Here is a 20,187-nt window from a genome sequence, read left to right on the forward strand (position 1 = left end):
CACCAAGAAGGTGCTCCTCAGTCGGGTGGAACAGCAGGTGTGGTAACCGCTATTCTCCCAGCTCAGGGCACCTTCTCTCATCAACGACACGGCCCGCCAACGAATTTCGATGAAAGGCTGAGGCTAGCTCTACCAGCTGATGGGCGGTCGAACCTATGTCGTGACCCTCTCGTATATCCGACTGCGAGTGTCTCCGAGCACTCCGGGCAGGTCACTCGTTCCACCTCCGGAGCGCCACGGAGATTGGCGCATCGAGCTGGACCTGTCGCCGAACGGCCGCTTCGTCGATCGGGTGATCAGCACCGGCGACGACGGCGGGTTCGTCACCGAGCCGGTCGAGCTCGAATCGGGTGAGGTCATCGCCGACGGCGTCGAGTCCCAGCGCGGCGACGGCGCGGTCGCGCACCTCGCGTTCATCGTCCGCACCGTCCGCGACCACCTCCGCCGCGAGAACTGCCCGCACTCCGCCGCGGATCGCTTCTGCCCTTCCTGCGGCGCACGGATGACAGGATAGGCAGGGTCCCCGATCGCGACAGGGCCGACGCATCGGGATCGATCGCGTGTCCACCCGGGTCCCGAGACCGTCCGGCCACCATACATCCTGATGCGAGAGCCACTGGTAACGAAGTACATTCGCGGGCCCGGCTCACGGACGTTGCCGCACCGGACGAGGCCACGCGCCAGGATTCCGATGTCAGTTGATGATCTCGGCCCTATTCGCGGCGGCCGCAGAGAGGCGTTCCCGCCACTGCTCGAGCGCCTCGGGCGTGAGCCGGGTCCAGTCGCCGACCTCTCCGACGATCCGCAGCGGCTCGCTGCTGCGGTACGAGCGAGTGGGGTTGCCCGGGAACTTCTTGTCGGTGACGTTCGGATCGTCCTCGAACTCGCCCGTCGGCTCCACCTCGTACACCCGCGGAGTGCCGCTGCCGGGGACGAGCTCAGCTGCGAGTTCGGCTGCCAGACCGGCACCGTCGCGCAGCGCCGTGAAGTAGATGTGGTTCATGGTGACCTCGGGCCTGTAGTTCAAGCGGAAGCCCGCGGTGAGCAGATCACCGGCCCGCAGATCGGCCGTCGTGCCGTGGAAGAACGGCCCGATTTCCTTTGTCACGCTCATGATGACGAGGCTACCGCCCGGCGCAGAGTCCGATGTACACACGCAGGCGTACCTGCACCGCCCGACCCGCTCCTACGTCGGCTTCCGGCTCCGTTCGGGGCGAGTCAGTAGTCCGACGGTGTCCGCCCCTCGTGCCGGCCCTCACGGGCTGACTGGCAGTCGGCCCCGGAGTCCACGGTGATCGCGCCTCATCGAGCATAGTGTCGGAGGACATCGAGTGCGGCCGCGCCGTAGCCTCCACCGAACAGGATGGCGTGCACCAACAACGGCGGAAGCTGATACCAGCGGAGTCGATCGCGCCAACCGTCGGCGAGCGGGAACGCCTCGTCGTATGCCGCGAAACAGTCCGCATCGAAGCCGCCGAAGAGCGACATCATCGCCAGATCGATCTCACGGCGCGCCCAGTGCGCGGCCGGGTCGATGAGCCAGTTCCGCCCGCCCGTGCCGACCATCCGGTTGCCGGCCCAGAGGTCGCCGTGGACCAGCGACGCCGGCTCGGGCGGCCCGCAGAGTTCGTCGGCCCGCGGCGCCAACCGATCGATCAGGACCCGGGCCTCCCGCGACACGACGCCGCCACCGATTCCCCGGTCGATCAGCGGAATCACTCTCCGCTGGACGAAGAACTCCGGCCAGTCAATGGTCGGAGTCAGGTCCACCTCTGCCGAGCCGAGATAGCCGGCCAGCGAACCGTCGAGCGAACCGAAGGCGGGACCGATGGTGCGGTGGAGCTGCGCCAGTCCACGACCGAAGTCCTCCTCCGTGAACGGCGACGCGGCTGCGCTGTCGATCCACTCCAGCACCAGCCCGGACGGGGTCTCCCGCACCACCTCCGGAACGCACAGCTCTCCGCGATGCGCGCGCAATACCCGCAGACCGACGGCCTCGCGCTCGAAGAGATCCGGCGTGGCGCCAGGCCGCCACTTCAAGAACAGTGGACCGTCCGCAGTGTCCAGGCGATACGCCCGAGCGATGTCCCCGCCGGACACCGGGTGCGCGGCACGGACCGCGAGACCGCCGATTAGGTCGTCGGGCAAGTCTGCGAGGGCCATTCCGCCATGATGCCCGTGACCACGGCCTCGTCGCTCGGGAAACCCGCTCCGTCGACCGACGCGGCACGTTCCTCAGGTATCGACTCACCCTCGCGAGGCGGGCGCTTCGAGGACTCCGGAGCGAGAACGACGGTGAGTCGGATCGCGGCGTCGATCGACCACTACATCGCGCTCCGGGCCGATCGAGGACGGGCCAGCAACTCTGGGAGTCTGGCAACGGCCTCGGCGCCGCCGAGACCTCCGGTCGAACTCACCAGGGCCAGGAGTTGGACGCTCGCACCAGACTGCGCCGCCGCCTCCAACTTGTGGTGGCCATCGAGCAGGAAGTGGCTGAGCCCCCAATGGGCGTAGCAGTCCCTGTCATCGCCGTCCGTGGCGGGCTGACACACATCCAATACCGAGAGGGCGACGGCGGTCGGCGTCACTCCGTCCCGAATCAGGTCGACGTAATGCTGAACCCGCACGCTGTCATTCCAGCTCGGAGGAACCATGGGGACAACGAACTCGTACAGATGTCCGTCTGCGCCCACACTCGTCTCGAAGGTTCGGTAGTAGTAACTCCGTGGGTTCTCCGGCAGCCCCCAGAAATTGTCGACGCCCCACGTTGCCACCTGCTCGTGTGTGAAGTAGTCACGCTCTCCATGCGGCGCAACCAGTTCCGGCCGCACTTCCAGCAGTAGGGGGAGGTACTCATCCTGCGGAAGCAGCGGGGAGAACGCCTTGAGGATCGAGTCGTCCACGACGTCGAGGTGCCCCTCCAACTGCTTCATCGGCTCCCGGCCGGCAGACAACGTCTCGTTGGCTCCCTCCTTCCGTTCGAAGAGGAACGGGCATGTGCCGCACCAGAAGGACAACTCGAACGCGGGCTTTCGCGAGAGGAGGAGGCATCGGGCCGAGGACTGCGCACTCGGGTCAGCCGGACCGATCTCCAGCGGCGCGTGCCCTGACGAGACCCCGAGGCGACGCCGAGCCGGCACAGACAGCAGCACACCCCGATCGTAGGCGCCGCCGGTGATCCGTCCGAGCGCTGATCTGGTGTGAGGTCGAACGAGCACCTCGACCCCGGTTCCCGCAGCGCGAGCGTTTCCACCGCCTCCAGGTGACTGCGCTCGTTGATTCTCCCCAGTTCTGCTAACTGAATCTCCCCACTTGTGTGCACCCGCCAACGATGGGCGGGCCTGCCCGTGATGCTGGTGGTCTCTGACCACGCACCAGCCTTCGAGGGAGGCCCGCTCGTTCATGCTCACACAAGGAGAGACCGTGGAAGCACATGCCCTGCGTAAGCAGGGGTGGACGATCTCAGCGATCGCCCGTCATCTGGGACGGGACCGTAAGACCGTCCGAAACTATCTGAACGGGGTTACCGAGCCCGGTGTCCGCCGCCGAGAAGAGGATCCGTTCGAGCCGTTCGTCGAGTACGTCACCTCCCGCCTGCTCGAGGATCCGCACTTGTGGGCGCAGACCCTGTTCGACGAGCTCGTCGAGATGCGGTTCGAGCAGTCGTATTCGTCGCTGACGCGGCAGATCCGGGAACGTGGACTGCGCCCAACATGCCCGCAGTGCACCACCGCGGTGAACCGGCCGAATGCGGTGATCGAGCACCCGCCGGGCGAAGAGACACAGTGGGATCGGCTGGACCTACCCGATCCGCCGGCCTCGTGGGGCTGGGGCAAGACCGCGCATCTGCTGGTCGGGACCTTCGCCTGCTCAGGGCGGTGGCGCGGTTACCTGGCGCCGAATACGACGCGCCCGCAGGTGATCGCCGGCCTGGATCGGATCACCCGCCAGCTCGGCGGGGTGACCCGCAACTGGCGGTTCGACCGAATGGCCACGGTCTGCCACCCCGCCTCCGGCGATGTGAAGCCCGAGTTCGCTTCGGTAGCCAAGTATTACGGTGTCTCGGTCAAGATCTGCCCGCCGCGTGCCGGGCACCGCAAAGGCGTTGTGGAGGGCGAGAACCGGAGCATCGCGCAACGTTGGTGGCGGACCCTGCCGGACGAGTTGACGCCGGAGCAGGCCCAAGCTTCCCTGGATGAGCACTGCCGGGTCCGCGCCGATACCCGAGATCTCCCCGGCACCTCACCGGATGCGCGCGACGAAGAACGGGAAGTCGTCGGTGCTCACCGTCGCCGCCACCGAGTCTCTGCGCGCAGCTCCGGCGGCACCGTATCCCGCGGTCCTATCCGAGCCGAGGAGGGTCTCACGGCAAGCGTTGGTGCCATGGAGGGGCAACCAGTACTCCGTGCCGCCGGAGCTGGCGATGGGCGAGGTCACCGTCACCGAGCGGCTCGGCGACAGCTATATCGACATTGCCACCGGTTCCGGGATCGTCATCGCCCGGCACCGCCTCGCTGCCCCCGGCACTGGGGCGCAGGTTCGTGACGCGGTGCACGTGACCGCCCTGAATACCGCCGCGATGGCAGCAGCCTCCGCTGCCGGCGATGGGGCTCCGCATCGCCGCAAACAACGGATCCCACCCGGCGACCGATCCCGCGCAGCGGCGAAAGTGCTGCGCGAAACCAACTCTCACACCCCCAGCACGCCCACAGCCGCGGCATCGGACGCAGTGATCATCGACCTCGCCGCTTACGAAGCGGCCGCACAGAACAGGAACACCCTCGGATGACCAACACCACCCGTACCAGCGGGGTCTCTGCGGCGTCGTTGTATCAGCAGCTGCGAGGGCACCTCGCGGTCCTCAAACTCGATGCCGCCGCAGCCGCACTACCGAGCGTCTTGGAGACCGCGACCGCCGAGAAGTGGACCATGACAGCGACATTGGAACATCTTCTCGCCGTTGAGGTCGACGCCACCGAAGCCCGTCGCTTGGCCGGGCGGATGCGATTCGCGTGCCTACCCACTGGCGCGACCCTCGCTGATTTCGACTTCGATGCCGCCCCCGGCCTCGACCAAGCCCTGATCCGAGAGCTCGGGACCTGCGCCTACCTCGAATCGGCGACGAACGTGATGCTCGTCGGACCACCCGGCACCGGCAAGACACACCTCGCCGTGGGCTCGCGCACGCCGCGGTGCACGCCGGATATCGCACCTACATCCGCCACCGCCGCCGACCTCGCCGCCCGCTGCCACAAAGCGGTGATCGAAGGACGCTGGTCGACGACCATGCGGTTCTTCGCCGGCCCGACGCTGCTCGTCATCGACGAACTCGGCTACCTCCCACTCCCAGCCGAAGCGGCATCAGCGTTGTTTCAGGTTGTCGCGCAACGGTATTTGAAGACATCCATCGTCATCACCACCAACCGATCAGTCTCCGAATGGGGCGAAGTCCTCGGCGACACCACCGTCGCCGCCGCGATGCTCGACCGGCTCCTGCACCGCTCTGTCGTCCTCAAACTCGACGGCGACAGCTACCGACTGCGCGATCACCACGCCCGCAACGAAACCCACCGCACAGCCATCGCACCCAGCCGCCGACCGCTATGATTTCCCCGCACCCAGGTGGGGAATTTCGATGAGCATCACTGGGGACTTTCGATGAGCCTGATCACCGGTGAGCTCGGCGATCAGGTCGAAGTCCTTGTCCACGGCGAGCACTGTCGACCCTGCCCCTCCGCGGTTGCGGCGATCAGCAGACCCGGCATCGACGGCGCACGATGCCGGCCGCGATCGGCGAGCAGCATCTGTACCTCCCACGCCGGTCCTCCATGGCGGGAGTCAGACGCTCGATCGGCATGAGCGACAGCGGTGGTAGCCCGAACGCCTCGCGTCCTCACCCGTTGGCGAGCAGCGCACTCGGCGTCCATGTCGGCCAGTCCGGGGCACCGACGAGCTGGCCGAGCTGGTAGGTGGCACACAAGCGGAACGGGTGACGTGCACCGCTGTTGTCGAAGATCTCGGCGACGTCGCAGATCCGGATCGCCTCTGCGACATGGTCCCACAGACGGTGATATCGATCGCGGATCTTCTGCTCAGGCACGGCGTGGCCGCCGCGGCGTACTCGTTCCAGAACCCGCTGCACCGTGAGCTCGACGGGGACCATGACCACCTGCAAGTGCACGAGGTAACCGGCGTCGACGGCATCGGCGATCAGGACGACCTTGCTCTCGTGTGAGAACACGGTCTCGGAGATGAAGGAGTCTCCCGTGGAGATCAGCTCCCGGCGCTGCGCCTCGGCGATCCGGGCGGCCTCATATGCGTGCTCGACGGGCGCGTCCGGCCATCGTTCGGCGGCTATCTCGTCGGCGTTGATGAAGGGCAGGCCGGTCCCCGGGATCAGGACGTCGCGGACGTAGCTCGACTTTCCCGCGCCGTTGGGCCCGGCGAGCAAGTACAGCAGGGGCATCAGTCGCGAGCAGGATGGACGACGAGGTTGCCGTCCTCGTCCGCCTCCGAGTACGACTCACCTGCTGCAGCGAACCCTGCCTCGTAGTTCAGCCCGCCGCGCAGCACGGCCACCCGGTCGCCCCACGCCTCGCGCGCGATCGCCTGTTCCTGCTCGCCGAGGTCGTCGTAGGAGCCGGTTCCGGCCAGGACGCGGGAGATCGCTCGATGGTTCACCCGTGGCGACAGCTCCAGCTCACGACCGATGCGGGCCCAGTGCGCGATCTGCTGCGGCACCGTGCGCGAAGTGACGGCCGTGGCCGCCACGGCGGAGTCGTACACATCCATCGGGAGTCGGGTCGGCTGGCTTGCTCTGGCCATAGCAGAACTGTAGCACCGTGCTACCATACATGCGCAACCTTGAGGATGAACCCCACATTCCCCTGGTCAGACGGCATCTCTAGACAGTGAACCCAACTCCACCGAGTCCCGACAAGAACCAACCTTTGCAAACGTCCTCGCGGGGCATCTCATGGAGGCTCTAGCTCGGCGCTGCGCACGAGCCGCCGATATCAGAGACCTCCGATACGTTGCTTTCATGGACAGACGGGTTAACGACCGGCAACTCGAAGTCCTGCGGTGGATCGCCGACGGCTGCCCCGACGGCAGGTGGCCCGAGGACGACTTCTCGTATAAGACCAGTGCCGCGGCCCTCAAGGCCCGGGGCCTGGTGACGGTCAAGGGCCACGCCAGGACATGGTCTGCAGCGGTCACCGAAGCGGGCACGCACTACATCGAGCACGGCACCTTCCCGCCGGGAGCCCTCCCGAGGCACCCGGTCACCTCTGCAGTCCGCGTCCGTGCCGCCGAGCCAGCAGAACTCGACCTCGACGACGGTGCGTCGGAGATACTAAGACAGGCGAAGACCCTCATCGAGCAGCTCCAGGAGTCAGGGAGGATCACCGTCGCGGACCCGGAGGAGTCAACTCGCGCCCACTATCGCCGGGTGCTGCACGCGTGCAGGGTCCACCATCTCATACCAATGGGGCACCAACTCCGCTTCACCGGCCGCAGCTCCGGTGACATCGTCGTCATGCTCAGCGCCGGCTCGCCCGCGGAGACCTCGGACTGGGACCGCATCAGGACGACGACGAGGAAGATCACGACTAACCTCGAGGCGCTCCGCACCGCGCTGGAGACGACCTCGATCCTCGACCCGATAAGCGAGGGCCTGCGGCCCCGTGCCATCGAGCTACTGCTCGACCTAGCCGAGCGCCTGCGCGTCCACGGGGTGCGGCTCGGGGCCAACCTCAAGCTCAAGACCCCGAAGCTGTTTATCCAGGTCGACGCCCGACGCTCGACCTTCACCCTCACCGAGATCCTCGACGAGGTCCCCCACGTCCCGACAGCGGCCGAGCAGCGCGAGCTACGGCGAGCGCCGTGGAAGCAGGTTCCGAGGTCCGACCAGGTGCCCTCCGGCCGACTGCATCTCCGGGTGGAGAGAGACGGCTCGTACATGACTGAGCCCGACCGCAACGGCTACTCCGGGTACCGGCGTAACGGCGACGAGTGGTCTGACGAGAAGAGGAAGCCCCTCGAACGCCAGGTCCCCGAAATCGCGCGCGCCATCAAGAAGGGAGTGGTCGATGACGATGACGCCCGCGAGCGCGAGAAGCAGCGACTCACCGAGGCACACGAGGCACACGAACGCGAGCAGGCAGCCCGACGGCGAGCCTGGGAAGACCTACGAAGCCGCGCCCGGGAGAAGGCGATCCTCGAACTGCGCGAGGCTACCTTCGTGCGCATGTTCGAGGCCTGGCAGGGAGCCCAGGAGCTGCGCACCTTCGCGGAGCAACTCAAGGCGGCGGCGACCTCGCAGGGGCTGCTGGAGAGCCGCCCGAGGCTGCGGGAATGGCTCGAATGGGCGCGCGCCCGCGCGGACGGAATGGACCCCGTCACGAATCTGGAGCATCTCGACGACAGCGTGTTCAACGCCGAGCCCTCCGGGGACGACCTACGACCCCACATGGAGGGCTGGGACCCCTCGGCCCCCCCGCAAGGACTACAGCGCCAGCTACGGCAAGCGCGAGCAGCGACCCGCAGACATGCCACAACCGCGGCCGTGGCACCCGGGCATGCGGGGCAGACCCAGCTGGTGGCGGCAGTAGCTGCGCGGGCGGGCTTCGACAACGCTGGGTGATCGCAAGTCCTCGATAGCTCACAGATCAGTCAGCAACGGCAGTACTTCACAGGCCGACGTCTTCTCGAGAGGTTGACCCGGATTCCGTCATACATTAAATCTAAATTCCACATCGTGCCGAATCTTGACGCAGAACGTGCCCTGATCACACCGTCGACGCATCATCGCAGGTCAGGGCGGTTTACGTCATGTTGAACCGGAACGTGGCTGTGCAGGATGCTCGTGGGTTCGCAGTCCCGGACATGGTTGAGCATGATCATGACCGGCGGCTTTCGCCTCCTCGGCGCACGCGCTACGCCGCCTGCATGCGCGGCCCGGACCTGATTCGCTTGCGTCGTGCGACGGTCGGATCCGCGTGCTAGCGTCGAGACATCACGATCAGCCCGTTGCCGCAAGGCGCGGGCTGGTTTTCTTTTCGCGAGGATCTTCATGGTCGAGTACACGAAGCCCTGGCTCTCCCTCCAGCAGCAGGTCGAGCGGCTGGCGAGCCGTGGAGTCGACGCGGGCGACCGCGACCATGCGGGGGGCGGTCCTCAGAGCGGTGGGCTACTACCGGCTCGCCGGCTATCTGCACCCGTTCCGCGAATCCGAGCATCACGTCGACGACGAGGGCCGGGAGCACACCGTGTCCTCGCCTGCTACCGGGCAGGGACGAGGATCGAGCACGCCAAAGACATCATCGACTTCGACCGGCGGCTGCGCATGCTCGTCATGGACGGCGTCGAGCGCATCGAGGTCGCCGTGCGGATGCAGCTGGGTTACATGCTCGGACGCACCTCGCCCTTCGCCCACGAAGATCCGGCGTGCTTCACGGAGGCGTTCACCGCACCGGGCACCGATCCCGACAGCGGGGAACCGGTTCCCAGCTCGCACGCGAAGTGGCTGGAGCGCGCTGACGAGCGGCGGGCCAAGTCCGACGAGCAGTTCGTCGCCCACTTCCGGGAGAAGTACGACGACCGGATGCCGGTGTGAGCGCTCACCGAGCTGCTCGAGCTCGGGCAGGTCTCCGTCCTCTACAGGGGCTGCGCCAGCGGGACGCCGAGGAGATCGCATTCGCCTTCGGGTTGCCAACGAAGAAGATCATGGCCAGCTGGCTCGCCAGCCTCAACTACGTCCGGAACGTCGCCGCGCACCACGCACGACTGTACAACCGGAAGCTCCAGCACGCGCCCGCGCGGCCCAAGGCCGGGCAGGTGCCGGTCCTCGACCACCTCCGGGACGAGCAGACCGCCAAGGGCGTCTTCGGCACCTACAACGCCCTGGCCGTGATCGCCCACCTTCTCCGCTCGATCGAGGCGGGGACGGACTGGCACCGGCGACTGGCCGACCTCCTGCGGGTCTTCCCGACCTCGCATTGTCTGTTGGTCGCTTCCATCAGCGTACCCGAAAACTGGGAGTCGCTGGAACTCTGGCGGGGATGGCGCTCGGTCTCGCGTCGCCCTATTCGTCTCCATCAGCTGAATGCCGGGTAACGAAGTCGGCGAACAACTCGGGATCCGAGTACGCCATAACCGCCCAGTGCAGGTCTTCGGCGGAATCGATCAACGACGCATCGGGCGCATCCTGCTGCCGGGTGTGGTCCTCAATCAGGTGCATCTGCACCACCTTGGCGGTGCGCCGGATGGCGTTCACGATGTCGTCGGCGGTGATGGTGAGAGGACTGGTGATGCTCTCGCCGTCCCGGTCTACGTAGAAGCCCGCCTGCTTGTCGAGGTTGCGCTGCTTCGCCGTGGCGGTGAAGGTCTCCAGGTCAGCACGCTCATAGTATTCCATCCGTCGGTCCAGGCTCCAGAAGCCTGCGAGCCCCGACGCGAACTGCTCGGCCACCTGGAGTTTCTCCGCGTGGGGCCGACGGGTGGAACTCAGACCTTCGGGCACGAGGACGTCGCCAGCTGGTCGAGGCTCAAGGCCGTAGAGGCCGAGCGGCGCAGTCCACTCATACTCGGCGGCGCCATACAGCCAGCGCGCCTTGGCGAGCTCCTCCATGGCGAGCACGATCAGCGCCTGCGCTCGGCCGGGGCTGTCATGGGAGGCGAGGAGCGCCGCGTCCTCAACCAGCGCGACCGTGTTCGCCATCAGCGACTTCCACCACCGTCGCGCAAAGTCGGCTGGGATGATCTCCGGCTTCTTCTCGCTCGTCTTCGCCATGTTTCAAGCATCAGCGGCCGTTGTGCGCTGATACGCGCAACGACATCGTGTCGCCGGCGACCAAGGGCCGTCAGTGACCCAGATGCTCGACCGTCACCTGTTCGATGCGTCGATGAGCCCCTGCAACAAGTCCCTGGTCGTCGTGAGCTCGGCGATACCCCCGTCGTAGACCCGGAGGTGCTCGACCAACATCGGCACCGCGCACGGCTCGAGGCGGTCTGTGTCGTGGATGCAGTCGAGGAGCTCGCGGACAGCCACGACGGGCAGCCCGGCTGCGAGCAGCCGCCGGATGGAGCGGACCTGTTCGACGACGGACCGGTCGACCAGGCGCTGGCCGGTGGAGGAGCGCTCCGCGGCGATGAGCCCCTCCTTCTCGTAGTGGCGTAACATCCGCGGCGTCGTGGTCGTGAGGGCCGCGAGATTACCGATCCGCAGCGCGCTCCCCACGGTCGCTCAGCTTGCCGCCTGACACTGGGGTCAACTCCTACGGTCGCTCGCGATCACGCGGTGGTGGGCCGGGTCGGCGACGACCCGGCGGCCTTGGCAAGAGGGATCGTGGGGCACCCCGGCATGTACAAGGGCGCGCCTGTGACCTACGTGCGGGCGCGGGGAAGAGCTCGCAGACATCCACCAACTCGAGCCGGTCCTCGCGAAACTCTTCGGGGCACTGAGACAGCCGTTAGATGCCCATGAGCGTCGGAACTCCGGCGCTGTCGATCGGGGCTACCTGGTCATGAGCATCATCCCGCCCTGATGACGGCCGACGCAGCGCCCCTGATGCCGAGACCGCGACACGATTGCGCCAACGCCGTCCCGCCCGTGCGGGCATGCCAGGATCATCAGATGACCGACCTCCTGCACGAAGCCTGCTCCAGACTGGATGTCGTGCCCGCGCGCGCCCTCGTGCAGGGCGGGCAGAAGCAGGTGCATGTCGTGACACACTCCGACGGCACAGAGAGCGTGCTCAAGCTCATCGACCTTGGTTTGGCTGCGGACCCGGCGGCGCTCGAGCGCGCTCGGCGCGAGGTCGATCTGCTCAAGAGCGTCGACCACCCCAACGTGGTCGCCGTCAGCTCGGACCTCCAGCTACTCGGCGACCCGCCCATGGCGGTGTTCTGGCTCGAGGAGTTCCTCGACGGCACAGACCTGCGCTACGGCGGATCGGGGTGGCCTACAGAGCACCTGCTCGAGCTGGGACGGGACGTGGCGGCCGGACTCGGCGCGCTGCACAAGAAGAAGGTCATCCACCGCGACCTCAGCCCTGGCAACGTCCAGCGGCTCGCGTCCGGGAAGTTCGTGGTGATGGACCCGGGCTTCGCGAAGCACACTCTTCGGAGCGGGCTGACCGTGGGCGGCCAACCCGGCACCCGTGGCTTCATGACGCCGGAGCACCTCCAGGCGTACTCCGGCTCGCCCACGGCCGCGTCCGACGTCTTTGGGTGCTGCGCCCTGGTCTACCTCGCGGCCACCGGCCATCCGCCCGTCCCCTACAAGGGGGACGACTTCGAGTACCTCCAGCGCCTCCGGACCGCGCAACACATACCTCTGGGGGATGCGCGCCCGGACCTGCCCGACGGCCTGGTCGCCGTCGTGGAGCGGGGGCTCCACCCGCAGCCCGCACGGCGGTACCGCAACGGCGACGCGCTGCAGCGCGCGTTCGAGGAGGCGTGATGGGGGTCTTCCTCAGCGACACGGCCCGCAACACGCTGGTCAAGTGGGCCACGAGCGCCATACGAGGCGGGTACGCGACCGGCGCGTACCTATCGTCCTTCACCTCCCCGCGCTTAGCCAACGGTTTCAAGCGCTCGGCGCAGGACACATCCGAACAGATCCGAGCGGTCGGCGGCGAGTTCTGGTTCGACCCCATGACCTACGCGCTGAGCATGCCCCGTGCCGGCGACTTCCGGCACTACGACACATGGGACCTCTGGGTCGGGGCACGAGGCGACGTGTCGTCGCGCCCTGCCATGCGCGATCACATCGACCGGGTCTACGCGATTCAGAGGGAACTCTGCAGCCCGCTCCTCGCCTCTTCCTTGCTGGTGTCCTACCCCGACACCCCCGCGAGCCAACGCGCGCTCGAGTTCAGCCAGGAAGCCATAGACGCAGAGCCCACTGCATGGCTCACCGTTGCTGGCGACCAGCAGTTCTGGGGTGCCGGCGCGGAGCTCGACGCCCACGTCGGTGCGCTGGACCAGCTGGAGCCGGCTGGCTGGCTGCTCGTCGTGACACGGTCAGACAACGCCATGCCGCCCGGCGCGACCGCCGAAGAGGTGTACGGCCTGATGCGCACGACCTTCGCGCTCAGCCAGGACCGGCCCGTGCGCATCGCCTTCGGCGACATCGCCGCGCTACCGGCCGTGGCCGCGGGCGCGGAAGCGATCGGGACCGGGTGGGACATCCGCCAGCGGATCTGCGCCTACCAGGACTTCGAGGAGCGCGAAGGCGACCAGAACGGCGGTGGCTGGTACCAGCGTCCAACGCTCGGCGGGCTCATGGGCGGGCTTTCAAACCGTGAGTACTCGGTGCTGTCGTCCGAGAAGCAAGCGCTGGCCGCGCGGCTGACTCCCGGCACCATCGGCCCCAAGCCGGAGCAGGCGTTCCAGCACCACGCGGCGATCCTCACGACGATCGTCGACGAGCTGAACGGATTGACCGGCCGCGACCGGATCGCCGCCTTGCGACGCCGCTACACGGAGGCTCGTCCCGAGTGGCAGGAAGTGAAGCGAATCACCGGCGCGCCGATCGGCCCCGACCGCTGGATCAAGCCATTCCGTGACGGACTCGAACTATTCGCCGCCTCAGAGGGCTGGAACTGAACACGCCGTGGCTGCGTACAAGTGCTCGAAGCCCCACAGACGCTTGGCCGGCGCGGGACGTCTCGCGCGCGGCCTGACGACCCATCCTGAGGACGAGTAGAGTCCCGCTCCGTCGTGAGAGACGCGCTCCGCAGCGCGACGCACTGCCACCTGACCGACTTCGCCCAGGAGGACCACGTAGTTGTCGGCCCACGAGCGGTACGCGCGGCCCTGAAGGACCGCCTTCTGCCAGTCCTTCACCTTCGCCTCGAGGGCGAACACTGATCCCCGCGGCACCAGCGCCGGGTTCACCCTGTGCGCGCCGCCCGGGGTTTTATCCACTGCGCCCGCGCTCTCAAGTCGGCTCAGCACCGGCTCGAGAGCCGCTGGCGACCACCCGACTCGCCGAGCGATAGTCGCCGACGACAGCGCCTGTCCCGGGTGCAGCACCGCCAGCACCGAGCAGTCGGCCTCGGCGAGAAGTGGCTGGATGCCCGCAGCGCCGCGCGCCTGGAGCCAGTCCCGACCGCCGGCGAGAGCGATGAAGTCGGGCAGGCCCAGGGGACTGGGCATCTCGGGGATCAGTAGCACCTCCCCAGCGGTGCCAGGGAGAGAAGCTGCGGCTGGTTGAGCGAGGTCGTGCAGAATCAGCTCGGCCTGGGGTTCGAACCTGCGTCCACCGAGGGACGAGATCGGAGCCACGACAGTCACGTTGCGCACGGCCATGGCCTCCCGCTTCTTTGAATCAACTACGTACGGCCCAGCACTCTGCACTTCCGACCGAAGCAAGCACGCGCATCCACACGATCATCCCAACGACGACAGACATCACGTGCGCCTGCGCGCTTCCACTTGCCGGCAAATGTTCTATGAGTGCCGGAACTCCACCACATCACCGTCGGACATGACGTAGTCCTTGCCCTCCATGCGCACCTTGCCCGCCGCCTTGGCCTTGGCCATCGAGCCGGCGGCGTCGAGGTCGGTGAAGGAGACGATCTCCGCCTTGATGAAGCCCTTCTCGAAGTCGGTGTGGATCACACCGGCCGCCTTGGGGGCGGTGTCACCCTTGCGGATCGTCCACGCGCGCGACTCCTTCGGGCCCGCGGTGAGATAGGTCTGCAGGCCGAGGGTGTGGAAGCCGGCGCGCGCGAGCGAGTCGAGGCCCGGCTCGTCCTGGCCGATCGACTCCAACATCTCGGCCTGGTCCTCGGGCTCGAGCTCGAGCAACTCGGACTCGATCTTGGCATCGAGGAACACGGCGTCGGCGGGAGCGACCGCGGCGCGTAACTCGGCCTTGCGCGCGTCGTCGGTGAGCACGCCCTCGTCGGAGTTGAAGACGTACAGGAACGGCTTGGCCGTCATCAGGTGCAGCTCGCGGATCGGCGCGGCGTCGAACTCACCCGCGGCGGCGAACAGCGTGCGCCCGTCGGTCAGGATCGCCTCAGCCGCCTTCACCGCGGCGAGCGTAGTGGCGGCGTCCTTGTTCTTGCGCGCCTCCTTCTCGATCCGCGGCAGCGCCTTCTCGATGGTCTGCAGGTCGGCGAGGATCAGCTCGGTGGCGATCACCTCGATGTCGGCGAGGGGGTCGACCCTGCCGGCCACGTGCACCACGTCCTCATCGGAGAACACGCGCACCACCTGGCAGATCGCGTCGGCCTCGCGGATATTGGACAGGAACTGGTTGCCCATCCCCTCACCCTCGGAGGCGCCCTTGACGATGCCCGCGATGTCGACGAACGACACCGTCGCCGGCAGGATGCGCTCGGAGCCGAAGATCTCGGCGAGTCGGGTCAGGCGGGGGTCGGGTAGGTTCACGACGCCCACGTTGGGCTCGATGGTGGCGAACGGGTAGTTCGCGGCCTCGACCTCGCTGTTGGTGAGGGCGTTGAACAGGGTGGACTTGCCCACGTTGGGTAGGCCGACGATTCCGAGGGTAAGGCTCACGACCGGCCAGTCTACGGGCCTTGAAACCTACGCCCCAACGGCGCACGCCCCCGGAACGAAGGGGGTCGCGCCGCCTGGGCGTCGGATTCAGGAGAGCAGCTCGGCGAGCGTGTCCAATCCACCCCGCCCGCAACACCGGCCGCGATATCGGGGGCCTCGGCACCGACGCGGCGCGTCCACCCACCGAGCGGGAGGCATCGGCGCACACGGCGCTCGGGCGGCGAGCCGGCGATAGATGCCACTGACGGCCGTGGCCGATTCCCGCCAGCTAGCCCGCCGCGGCGCTGCCAGACTCGTCTATATGACCACCACCGACCTTCCCGCGACCGCGGACCGCCGGCTCGACTTCGACGCCTGCTACCGGGCCATCGAGAGCCGTGACGCGCGCTTCGACGGGCAGTTCTACACCGCGGTCGCCACCACCGGGATCTATTGCCGCCCTTCCTGTCCCGCGCGTACGCCCAAGCCGCAGAACGTGAGCTTCCATCTGACGGCCGCATCCGCACAGGCATCGGGGTTCCGGGCGTGCCGACGATGCCTACCCGACGCCGTACCCGGTTCGCCGCGCTGGAACGTCGGCTCCGATCTCGCGGCGCGGGCGATGCGGCTGATCGCCGACGGTGTCGTCGACCGCGACGGGGTACCCGGCCTGGCCGCACGCCTCGGGTACAGCACCCGACAGCTCGGTCGAGTGCTCACCGCGGAGCTGGGCGCGGGGCCGCTGGCGCTGGCGCGGGCGCACCGGGCGACGACGGCCAGGATCCTGGTGCAGTCGACGGCGATGCCGTTCTCCGACATCGCCTTCGCCGCGGGCTTCAGCTCGATCCGGCAGTTCAACGACACCGTCGCCGAGGTGTTCGGTCGCACTCCCACACAGATGCGAGCCGCCCACCGCGGCGCTCCGGCACCGCCCGGCGAGATCGCGATCCGGCTGGCACTGCGGCCCCCGTTCGACATCGACTGGTCGCTGTGGTTCCTGCAATCACACGCCGTCGACGGTGTCGAGCACATCGCCGGCACGCAGTACACCCGCGTGCTGGACCTGCCCGGCGGGCCGGCCGTCGCCACCGTCGACCTGGCGACAGCGGATCGAGGACACGTCCGAGCGGTGCTACGGCTCACCGACATGCGCGACCTCACGGCGGCCGTCGCGCGGCTGCGGCACCTGCTCGACCTGGATGCCGACCCCGTTGCGGTGGACGCTGCGCTTGCCCGGGACCCCGTGTTCGCGCCGCTGGTGACCGCCCACCCGGGCATTCGCATGTTCGGTTCCGTGGACGCATCGGAGCTGTTGCTGCGCACCATGATCGGGCAGCAGATCTCCGTCGGCGCGGCACGCACGCACCAGGGCCGCCTGGCCGCGTTCCTCGGCTCCCGGGTGGAGGACCTCGGAGGCCGGGTGACCACCGCGTTCCCGACGGCGGCGGCGGTCGCGGCGGGCGGCGCCGACGTGCTGACGGGGCCACGGCAGCGGATCAGCGCCGTCGTCGACGCGGCAGCCTCGCTCGCCGACGGCGTCCTGCAACTGCACCCGGGGCTGACGAAGGGCGAGGCGCGGCGGCGGCTCCTGGCGCTGCGCGGGGTCGGGCCGTGGACCGCCGACTACGTCGCTATGCGGTTGCTCGCCGACCCCGACACGCTGCTCGACACCGACCTCGTCGTCCGCAAGGCGGCCGCGCGGCTGGGAGTCGACCCTGCCTCGAACCCCTGGCGGCCGTGGGCGAGCTACGCCTGCATGCACCTGTGGCGGAGCGTCGTAGTCCCCGCCGACGCCGACGCCGACCCGAACACCGACACCGACACCGACACCGACACCGACACCGACACCGACACCGAGGAGACGTCATGAGGCCCGCGATCACAGCCACCGTCGACACCCCTGCTGGGCCGTTCACCGCCGTCGTGGACGACGACGGTGCCGTGCTGGCCTCCGGCTGGACCGCCGACTCCGGCGCGCTCGTTCCCCTGATCCACGCCGCTCTGCGCCCCTCCGGGCTCCGCCGCGCCGCCGACCTCGGCGCAGTGACCCGCGCCGTCGTCGCCTACCACGACGGCGACCTCACGGCGATCGACGACGTGCCCGTCCACCAGCGATCCGGCGAGTTCATCACGCACGCCTGGAAGGTGCTGCGCACGGTCCCGGCCGGGACGCCCGTCACCTACACGCGGTACGCCGCGCTCGCCGGCCGCCCGGCCGCCGTCCGCGCCGCGGCCCAGGCGTGCGCGCGCAATCCCGCAGCGCTGTTCATCCCGTGCCATCGCGTCCTGCGCACCGACGGCACGCTGGGCGGGTTCCGCTGGGGCCTCGACGTGAAGGAGTGGCTGCTCCGGCACGAGGCCCCTGCACCCTGATGCCGGCGCCGCGCCGACGGCGACGTGTCGTACCCCCGGTGCAACATCCAGGACATGGATACGACCTACCTGCTCATAGCGGCCTTCACGCTGCTGGTGGGCGTCGCGCTGGGCTGGCTCGGGCACGCGCGGTATGCCGCGCGGGGCATGCGCCCCGTCGCGGCGTCCGACCTGAGCGGGTCGGTGACCGCGTTGGTCGCGCCGCTACGCCAGACGATCGATGCCCTCGGGCGCGACCTGATGGCCGCCGAGCGGAGCAGAGTCGCGGCGTTCGCCGGGCTACGCGAGCAGATCGGCGCGGTGGCCCGGACATCGGACGCGCTGCGAACCGAGACGTCGTCCCTCCGGTCCGCGCTGCGGTCGCCACAGGTGCGCGGACGGTGGGGCGAGTTGCAGCTGGAACGGGTGGTGGAGCTGGCCGGGCTCGGCCGGCACTGCGACTTCACCCCGCAGATGACGGTGTCGGTCGGCGACGCACGGCTGCGACCGGACCTGGTGGTGCATCTGTCGGGCGGCCGGGACATGGTGATCGACGCCAAGGTGCCCCTCGACGCCTACCTCGCCGCGCTCGACGCCCCACCCGCCGAGCGGCCGGCGCTGCTGGTCGACCACGCGCGCCGATTCCGGTCACATGTGACGTCACTCACTGCGAAGCGGTACTGGGAGGCGGTGGGCTCACCCGAGCTGGTGGTCATGTTCGTGCCCGCCGAGCCGTTCCTCGACGCGGCCCTCGAGGTCGACCCGGAGCTGCTCGAATTCGCGCTCGAACGCAACGTCGCACTCGCGACGCCGACCACGCTCGTAGCCATGCTGCGGGCCGTCGCCCTCGCATGGCGCCAACACGCCCTCACCGAGGACGCCGCGCGCATCCACGCCCTGGGCAGCGAGTTGAGTGAGCGATTGGACATTCTGAACTCCCACTTCACGTCACTCGGCTCAGCACTGGATCGAACCGTCGATGCATTCAACGCCACCGTCGGCTCGTACAACGCCAGAGTGGCGGTGACGGCCCGCCGACTCGGGGCACTCGGGTCGCTCCGAGATACGTCGTTTCCCGACCAAACAGGCGTAGAGTCTGTGCCGCGCGCGGTACCCACAGCTCCGCATCCGAAATTCTCTCGGGATTAACCGGTACGGTTCCTATGTGCCGAAGTTCCAACCGTCGCGCTCCCAGGTAGCGATCGATGAGCGATCGATCCTGGCGACAGTGCCCGGACTGCCCTGGTGGGGTGTCATAGCGACCCTGGTGGTGTTCACTGCCGCTGGGGCCGCCCTCTCCAGCACGATGTCGGGCGGGCACGTCGGTGCCATGTGTATCGGCATAGGCGCGGTGGCGGCCGTCCTGGTGGCCCGCAACCGGAACCTGTTCACCGCGATCGTGCAGCCTCCGCTGCTGATGTTCGTGACGGTTCCGCTGTACAACTGGCTCGCCATGTCGGACGCCAGCGCCAGGCCTGCGCAGATCGTGCTCGACGTGGGACTTCCCCTGGTGCGGCTGTTCCCGTGGATGTTCTGGATCTCGGTCGTCACGGCACTCATCGGTATCGCCCGCTTCGTCCTCTACCGGTCCCTCACCAGGGCCGCGCGGGCCGCCGCGCGCACAGACCGCCGGTCGACCAAGTCGGTCTCTGAGCCGGCATCCGCGCGGCTGCGCCTCAAGGACATCGCCGACAAGGCTGTGGCCGCCCCACCTGCACCGGCCCGCAAGCATGCCGCCGTCGCAGGCGCTGGGGCGACTGCTACTGCGCTGCTCTCCGACAAGCCCACAGACCGCGCCACAGCCCGCACGACCGCGGGCGCAGCGTCGGCCACCGCCGGGATCGGCGCCAAGGCCCGCGACCTGTTCGGGCGTCTGGCCGGCGGCCGCGATACCGACCAGCGTTCACGCACCGCCGGGACGCGCCGCTCGGCCACCGACCGGCCTGTGCGCTCCGGTGATCGACGCACCGACCGGCCGCGCACCGCAGACCGGCCACGCACCGAGGAGCGGCAGCTCGCCGCCGAGCGCGCGCGCGCCAAGGACCGACCGCGCGCTCAGGAGCGCCCACGCACGCAGGATCGACCCCGGACCGCTGAGCGCGCGCAGGATCGGAAGCCGGCGCCGGAACGCATCGACGAGCGCGGCGGCCGGCATGCGCCCCGTACCCCCGGCCGTCCCGTCGACGGCCGTACGAGCCGCCTCGTGCCACCCGGCATGGCCGACACGCAGATCGTGCCGCCGGTCCGCGACGAGCCCCCGGCGTGGGCACGCGACCCGCGACGCGCCGCCGCCGACCCCCGTGAGCGGCCCGGAGCCATCGG

The 20,187-nt window shown here is 68.4% G+C and carries 20 protein-coding genes and 2 pseudogenes; 12 read left to right on the top strand and 10 right to left on the bottom strand.

Going from position 1 to position 20,187, the window contains the following annotated elements; genetic code table 11:
* Nucleotides 1-187: 187 nt before the first annotated feature.
* Nucleotides 188-514, top strand: a complete 327-nt coding sequence (locus ABD908_RS21570) for a hypothetical protein (RefSeq protein ID WP_344999860.1) — start codon at nucleotides 188-190, stop codon at nucleotides 512-514.
* Nucleotides 515-694: 180 nt separating this feature from the next.
* On the opposite strand, the gene arr is transcribed toward ABD908_RS21570, so the two are convergent.
* The 3 genes from arr to ABD908_RS21585 all read right to left on the bottom strand — a co-directional run bounded on the left by arr (nucleotide 695) and on the right by ABD908_RS21585 (nucleotide 2,933).
* Nucleotides 695-1,114 (bottom strand): NAD(+)--rifampin ADP-ribosyltransferase, encoded by a 420-nt coding sequence (arr, locus tag ABD908_RS21575; RefSeq protein WP_344999862.1) that lies wholly within the window; start codon nucleotides 1,112-1,114, stop codon nucleotides 695-697.
* Nucleotides 1,115-1,302: 188 nt separating this feature from the next.
* Complete coding sequence (locus tag ABD908_RS21580; RefSeq protein ID WP_344999864.1) at nucleotides 1,303-2,163, bottom strand: fructosamine kinase family protein; 861 nt, start codon at nucleotides 2,161-2,163, stop codon at nucleotides 1,303-1,305.
* 161 nt (nucleotides 2,164-2,324) lie between these two features.
* Complete coding sequence (locus ABD908_RS21585) at nucleotides 2,325-2,933, bottom strand: hypothetical protein (RefSeq protein WP_344999867.1); 609 nt, start codon at nucleotides 2,931-2,933, stop codon at nucleotides 2,325-2,327.
* A gap of 469 nt (nucleotides 2,934-3,402) precedes the next feature.
* On the opposite strand from ABD908_RS21585, the pseudogene ABD908_RS21590 reads away from it, so the two are divergent.
* Both ABD908_RS21590 and istB read left to right on the top strand, forming a co-directional pair.
* Nucleotides 3,403-4,789 (top strand): annotated as a pseudogene (locus ABD908_RS21590) (Mu transposase domain-containing protein).
* Nucleotides 4,786-5,607, top strand: a complete 822-nt coding sequence (gene istB / locus ABD908_RS21595; RefSeq protein WP_344999869.1) for an IS21-like element helper ATPase IstB — start codon at nucleotides 4,786-4,788, stop codon at nucleotides 5,605-5,607. Before ABD908_RS21590 ends, istB begins: the two are co-directional and overlap by 4 nt.
* On the opposite strand, the pseudogene ABD908_RS21600 reads toward istB, so the two are convergent.
* The 3 genes and pseudogenes from ABD908_RS21600 to ABD908_RS21610 form a co-directional block, all read right to left on the bottom strand.
* A pseudogene (locus tag ABD908_RS21600) lies at nucleotides 5,602-5,890 on the bottom strand (PIN domain-containing protein); the annotation flags it as partial. The gene istB and the pseudogene ABD908_RS21600 overlap by 6 nt on opposite strands.
* Before the next feature lie 3 nt (nucleotides 5,891-5,893).
* The gene (locus tag ABD908_RS21605) at nucleotides 5,894-6,466 is read right to left on the bottom strand and encodes an ATPase (RefSeq protein WP_344999872.1); all 573 of its coding nucleotides are present in this window, start codon (nucleotides 6,464-6,466) and stop codon (nucleotides 5,894-5,896) included.
* Entirely contained in the window at nucleotides 6,466-6,825 is a 360-nt protein-coding gene (locus ABD908_RS21610; RefSeq protein ID WP_344999874.1) for a TA system antitoxin ParD family protein, read from the bottom strand. Before ABD908_RS21610 ends, ABD908_RS21605 begins: the two co-directional genes overlap by 1 nt.
* Nucleotides 6,826-6,976: 151 nt before the next feature.
* Between ABD908_RS21610 and ABD908_RS21615 the strand changes: the two genes are divergently transcribed.
* From ABD908_RS21615 to ABD908_RS21625, 3 genes are all read left to right on the top strand, one after another.
* Nucleotides 6,977-8,644 carry a hypothetical protein gene (locus tag ABD908_RS21615; protein WP_344999875.1) on the top strand — a complete coding sequence of 556 codons (1,668 nt, stop codon included), beginning with the start codon at nucleotides 6,977-6,979 and terminating at the stop codon, nucleotides 8,642-8,644.
* 429 nt (nucleotides 8,645-9,073) lie between these two features.
* Entirely contained in the window at nucleotides 9,074-9,616 is a 543-nt protein-coding gene (locus tag ABD908_RS21620) for an Abi family protein (RefSeq protein WP_344999877.1), read from the top strand.
* Nucleotides 9,613-10,116: an Abi family protein gene (locus tag ABD908_RS21625; RefSeq protein ID WP_344999879.1), complete on the top strand. Its 504-nt coding sequence runs from the start codon at nucleotides 9,613-9,615 to the stop codon at nucleotides 10,114-10,116. Before ABD908_RS21620 ends, ABD908_RS21625 begins: the two co-directional genes overlap by 4 nt.
* Here the strand turns inward: ABD908_RS21625 and ABD908_RS21630 are convergent.
* Both ABD908_RS21630 and ABD908_RS21635 read right to left on the bottom strand, forming a co-directional pair.
* Entirely contained in the window at nucleotides 10,085-10,792 is a 708-nt protein-coding gene (locus tag ABD908_RS21630) for an AbiV family abortive infection protein (RefSeq protein WP_344999881.1), read from the bottom strand. The two genes, ABD908_RS21625 and ABD908_RS21630, sit on opposite strands and share 32 nt — an antisense overlap.
* Before the next feature lie 93 nt (nucleotides 10,793-10,885).
* A complete protein-coding gene (locus ABD908_RS21635; RefSeq protein WP_344999883.1) occupies nucleotides 10,886-11,239 on the bottom strand; it encodes a MerR family transcriptional regulator in 354 nt (117 codons plus the stop codon).
* Between the two features lie 396 nt (nucleotides 11,240-11,635).
* On the opposite strand from ABD908_RS21635, the gene ABD908_RS21640 reads away from it, so the two are divergent.
* Both ABD908_RS21640 and ABD908_RS21645 read left to right on the top strand, forming a co-directional pair.
* Nucleotides 11,636-12,463, top strand: coding sequence for a serine/threonine-protein kinase (locus tag ABD908_RS21640; protein ID WP_344999885.1), 828 nt, complete (start codon nucleotides 11,636-11,638; stop codon nucleotides 12,461-12,463).
* Nucleotides 12,463-13,611, top strand: a complete 1,149-nt coding sequence (locus ABD908_RS21645; RefSeq protein WP_344999887.1) for a hypothetical protein — start codon at nucleotides 12,463-12,465, stop codon at nucleotides 13,609-13,611. The genes ABD908_RS21640 and ABD908_RS21645 overlap by 1 nt, the downstream gene beginning before the upstream one ends.
* Here the strand turns inward: ABD908_RS21645 and ABD908_RS21650 are convergent.
* The gene (locus ABD908_RS21650) at nucleotides 13,594-14,163 is read right to left on the bottom strand and encodes a helix-turn-helix domain-containing protein (RefSeq protein ID WP_344999889.1); all 570 of its coding nucleotides are present in this window, start codon (nucleotides 14,161-14,163) and stop codon (nucleotides 13,594-13,596) included. The two genes, ABD908_RS21645 and ABD908_RS21650, sit on opposite strands and share 18 nt — an antisense overlap.
* A 294-nt stretch (nucleotides 14,164-14,457) precedes the next feature.
* Complete coding sequence (ychF, locus tag ABD908_RS21655) at nucleotides 14,458-15,534, bottom strand: redox-regulated ATPase YchF (protein ID WP_344999891.1); 1,077 nt, start codon at nucleotides 15,532-15,534, stop codon at nucleotides 14,458-14,460.
* 301 nt (nucleotides 15,535-15,835) lie between these two features.
* Between ychF and ABD908_RS21660 the strand changes: the two genes are divergently transcribed.
* The 4 genes from ABD908_RS21660 to ABD908_RS21675 all read left to right on the top strand — a co-directional run.
* Nucleotides 15,836-17,383, top strand: a complete 1,548-nt coding sequence (locus tag ABD908_RS21660) for an AlkA N-terminal domain-containing protein (protein ID WP_344999893.1) — start codon at nucleotides 15,836-15,838, stop codon at nucleotides 17,381-17,383.
* The gene (locus tag ABD908_RS21665) at nucleotides 17,380-17,886 is read left to right on the top strand and encodes a methylated-DNA--[protein]-cysteine S-methyltransferase (RefSeq protein ID WP_344999895.1); all 507 of its coding nucleotides are present in this window, start codon (nucleotides 17,380-17,382) and stop codon (nucleotides 17,884-17,886) included. Before ABD908_RS21660 ends, ABD908_RS21665 begins: the two co-directional genes overlap by 4 nt.
* 54 nt (nucleotides 17,887-17,940) lie before the next feature.
* On the top strand, nucleotides 17,941-19,014 hold the full coding sequence (locus tag ABD908_RS21670; protein WP_344999897.1) for a DNA recombination protein RmuC: 1,074 nt from the start codon (nucleotides 17,941-17,943) through the stop codon (nucleotides 19,012-19,014).
* A 16-nt stretch (nucleotides 19,015-19,030) separates the two neighbouring features.
* The coding region (locus ABD908_RS21675) for a DUF6542 domain-containing protein (protein ID WP_344999900.1) at nucleotides 19,031-20,187 on the top strand (1,157 nt) is incomplete at its 3' end.

Origin of the sequence: Tsukamurella soli (assembly GCF_039541155.1) — a bacterium.
GTDB classification, from domain to species: domain Bacteria; phylum Actinomycetota; class Actinomycetes; order Mycobacteriales; family Mycobacteriaceae; genus Tsukamurella; species Tsukamurella soli.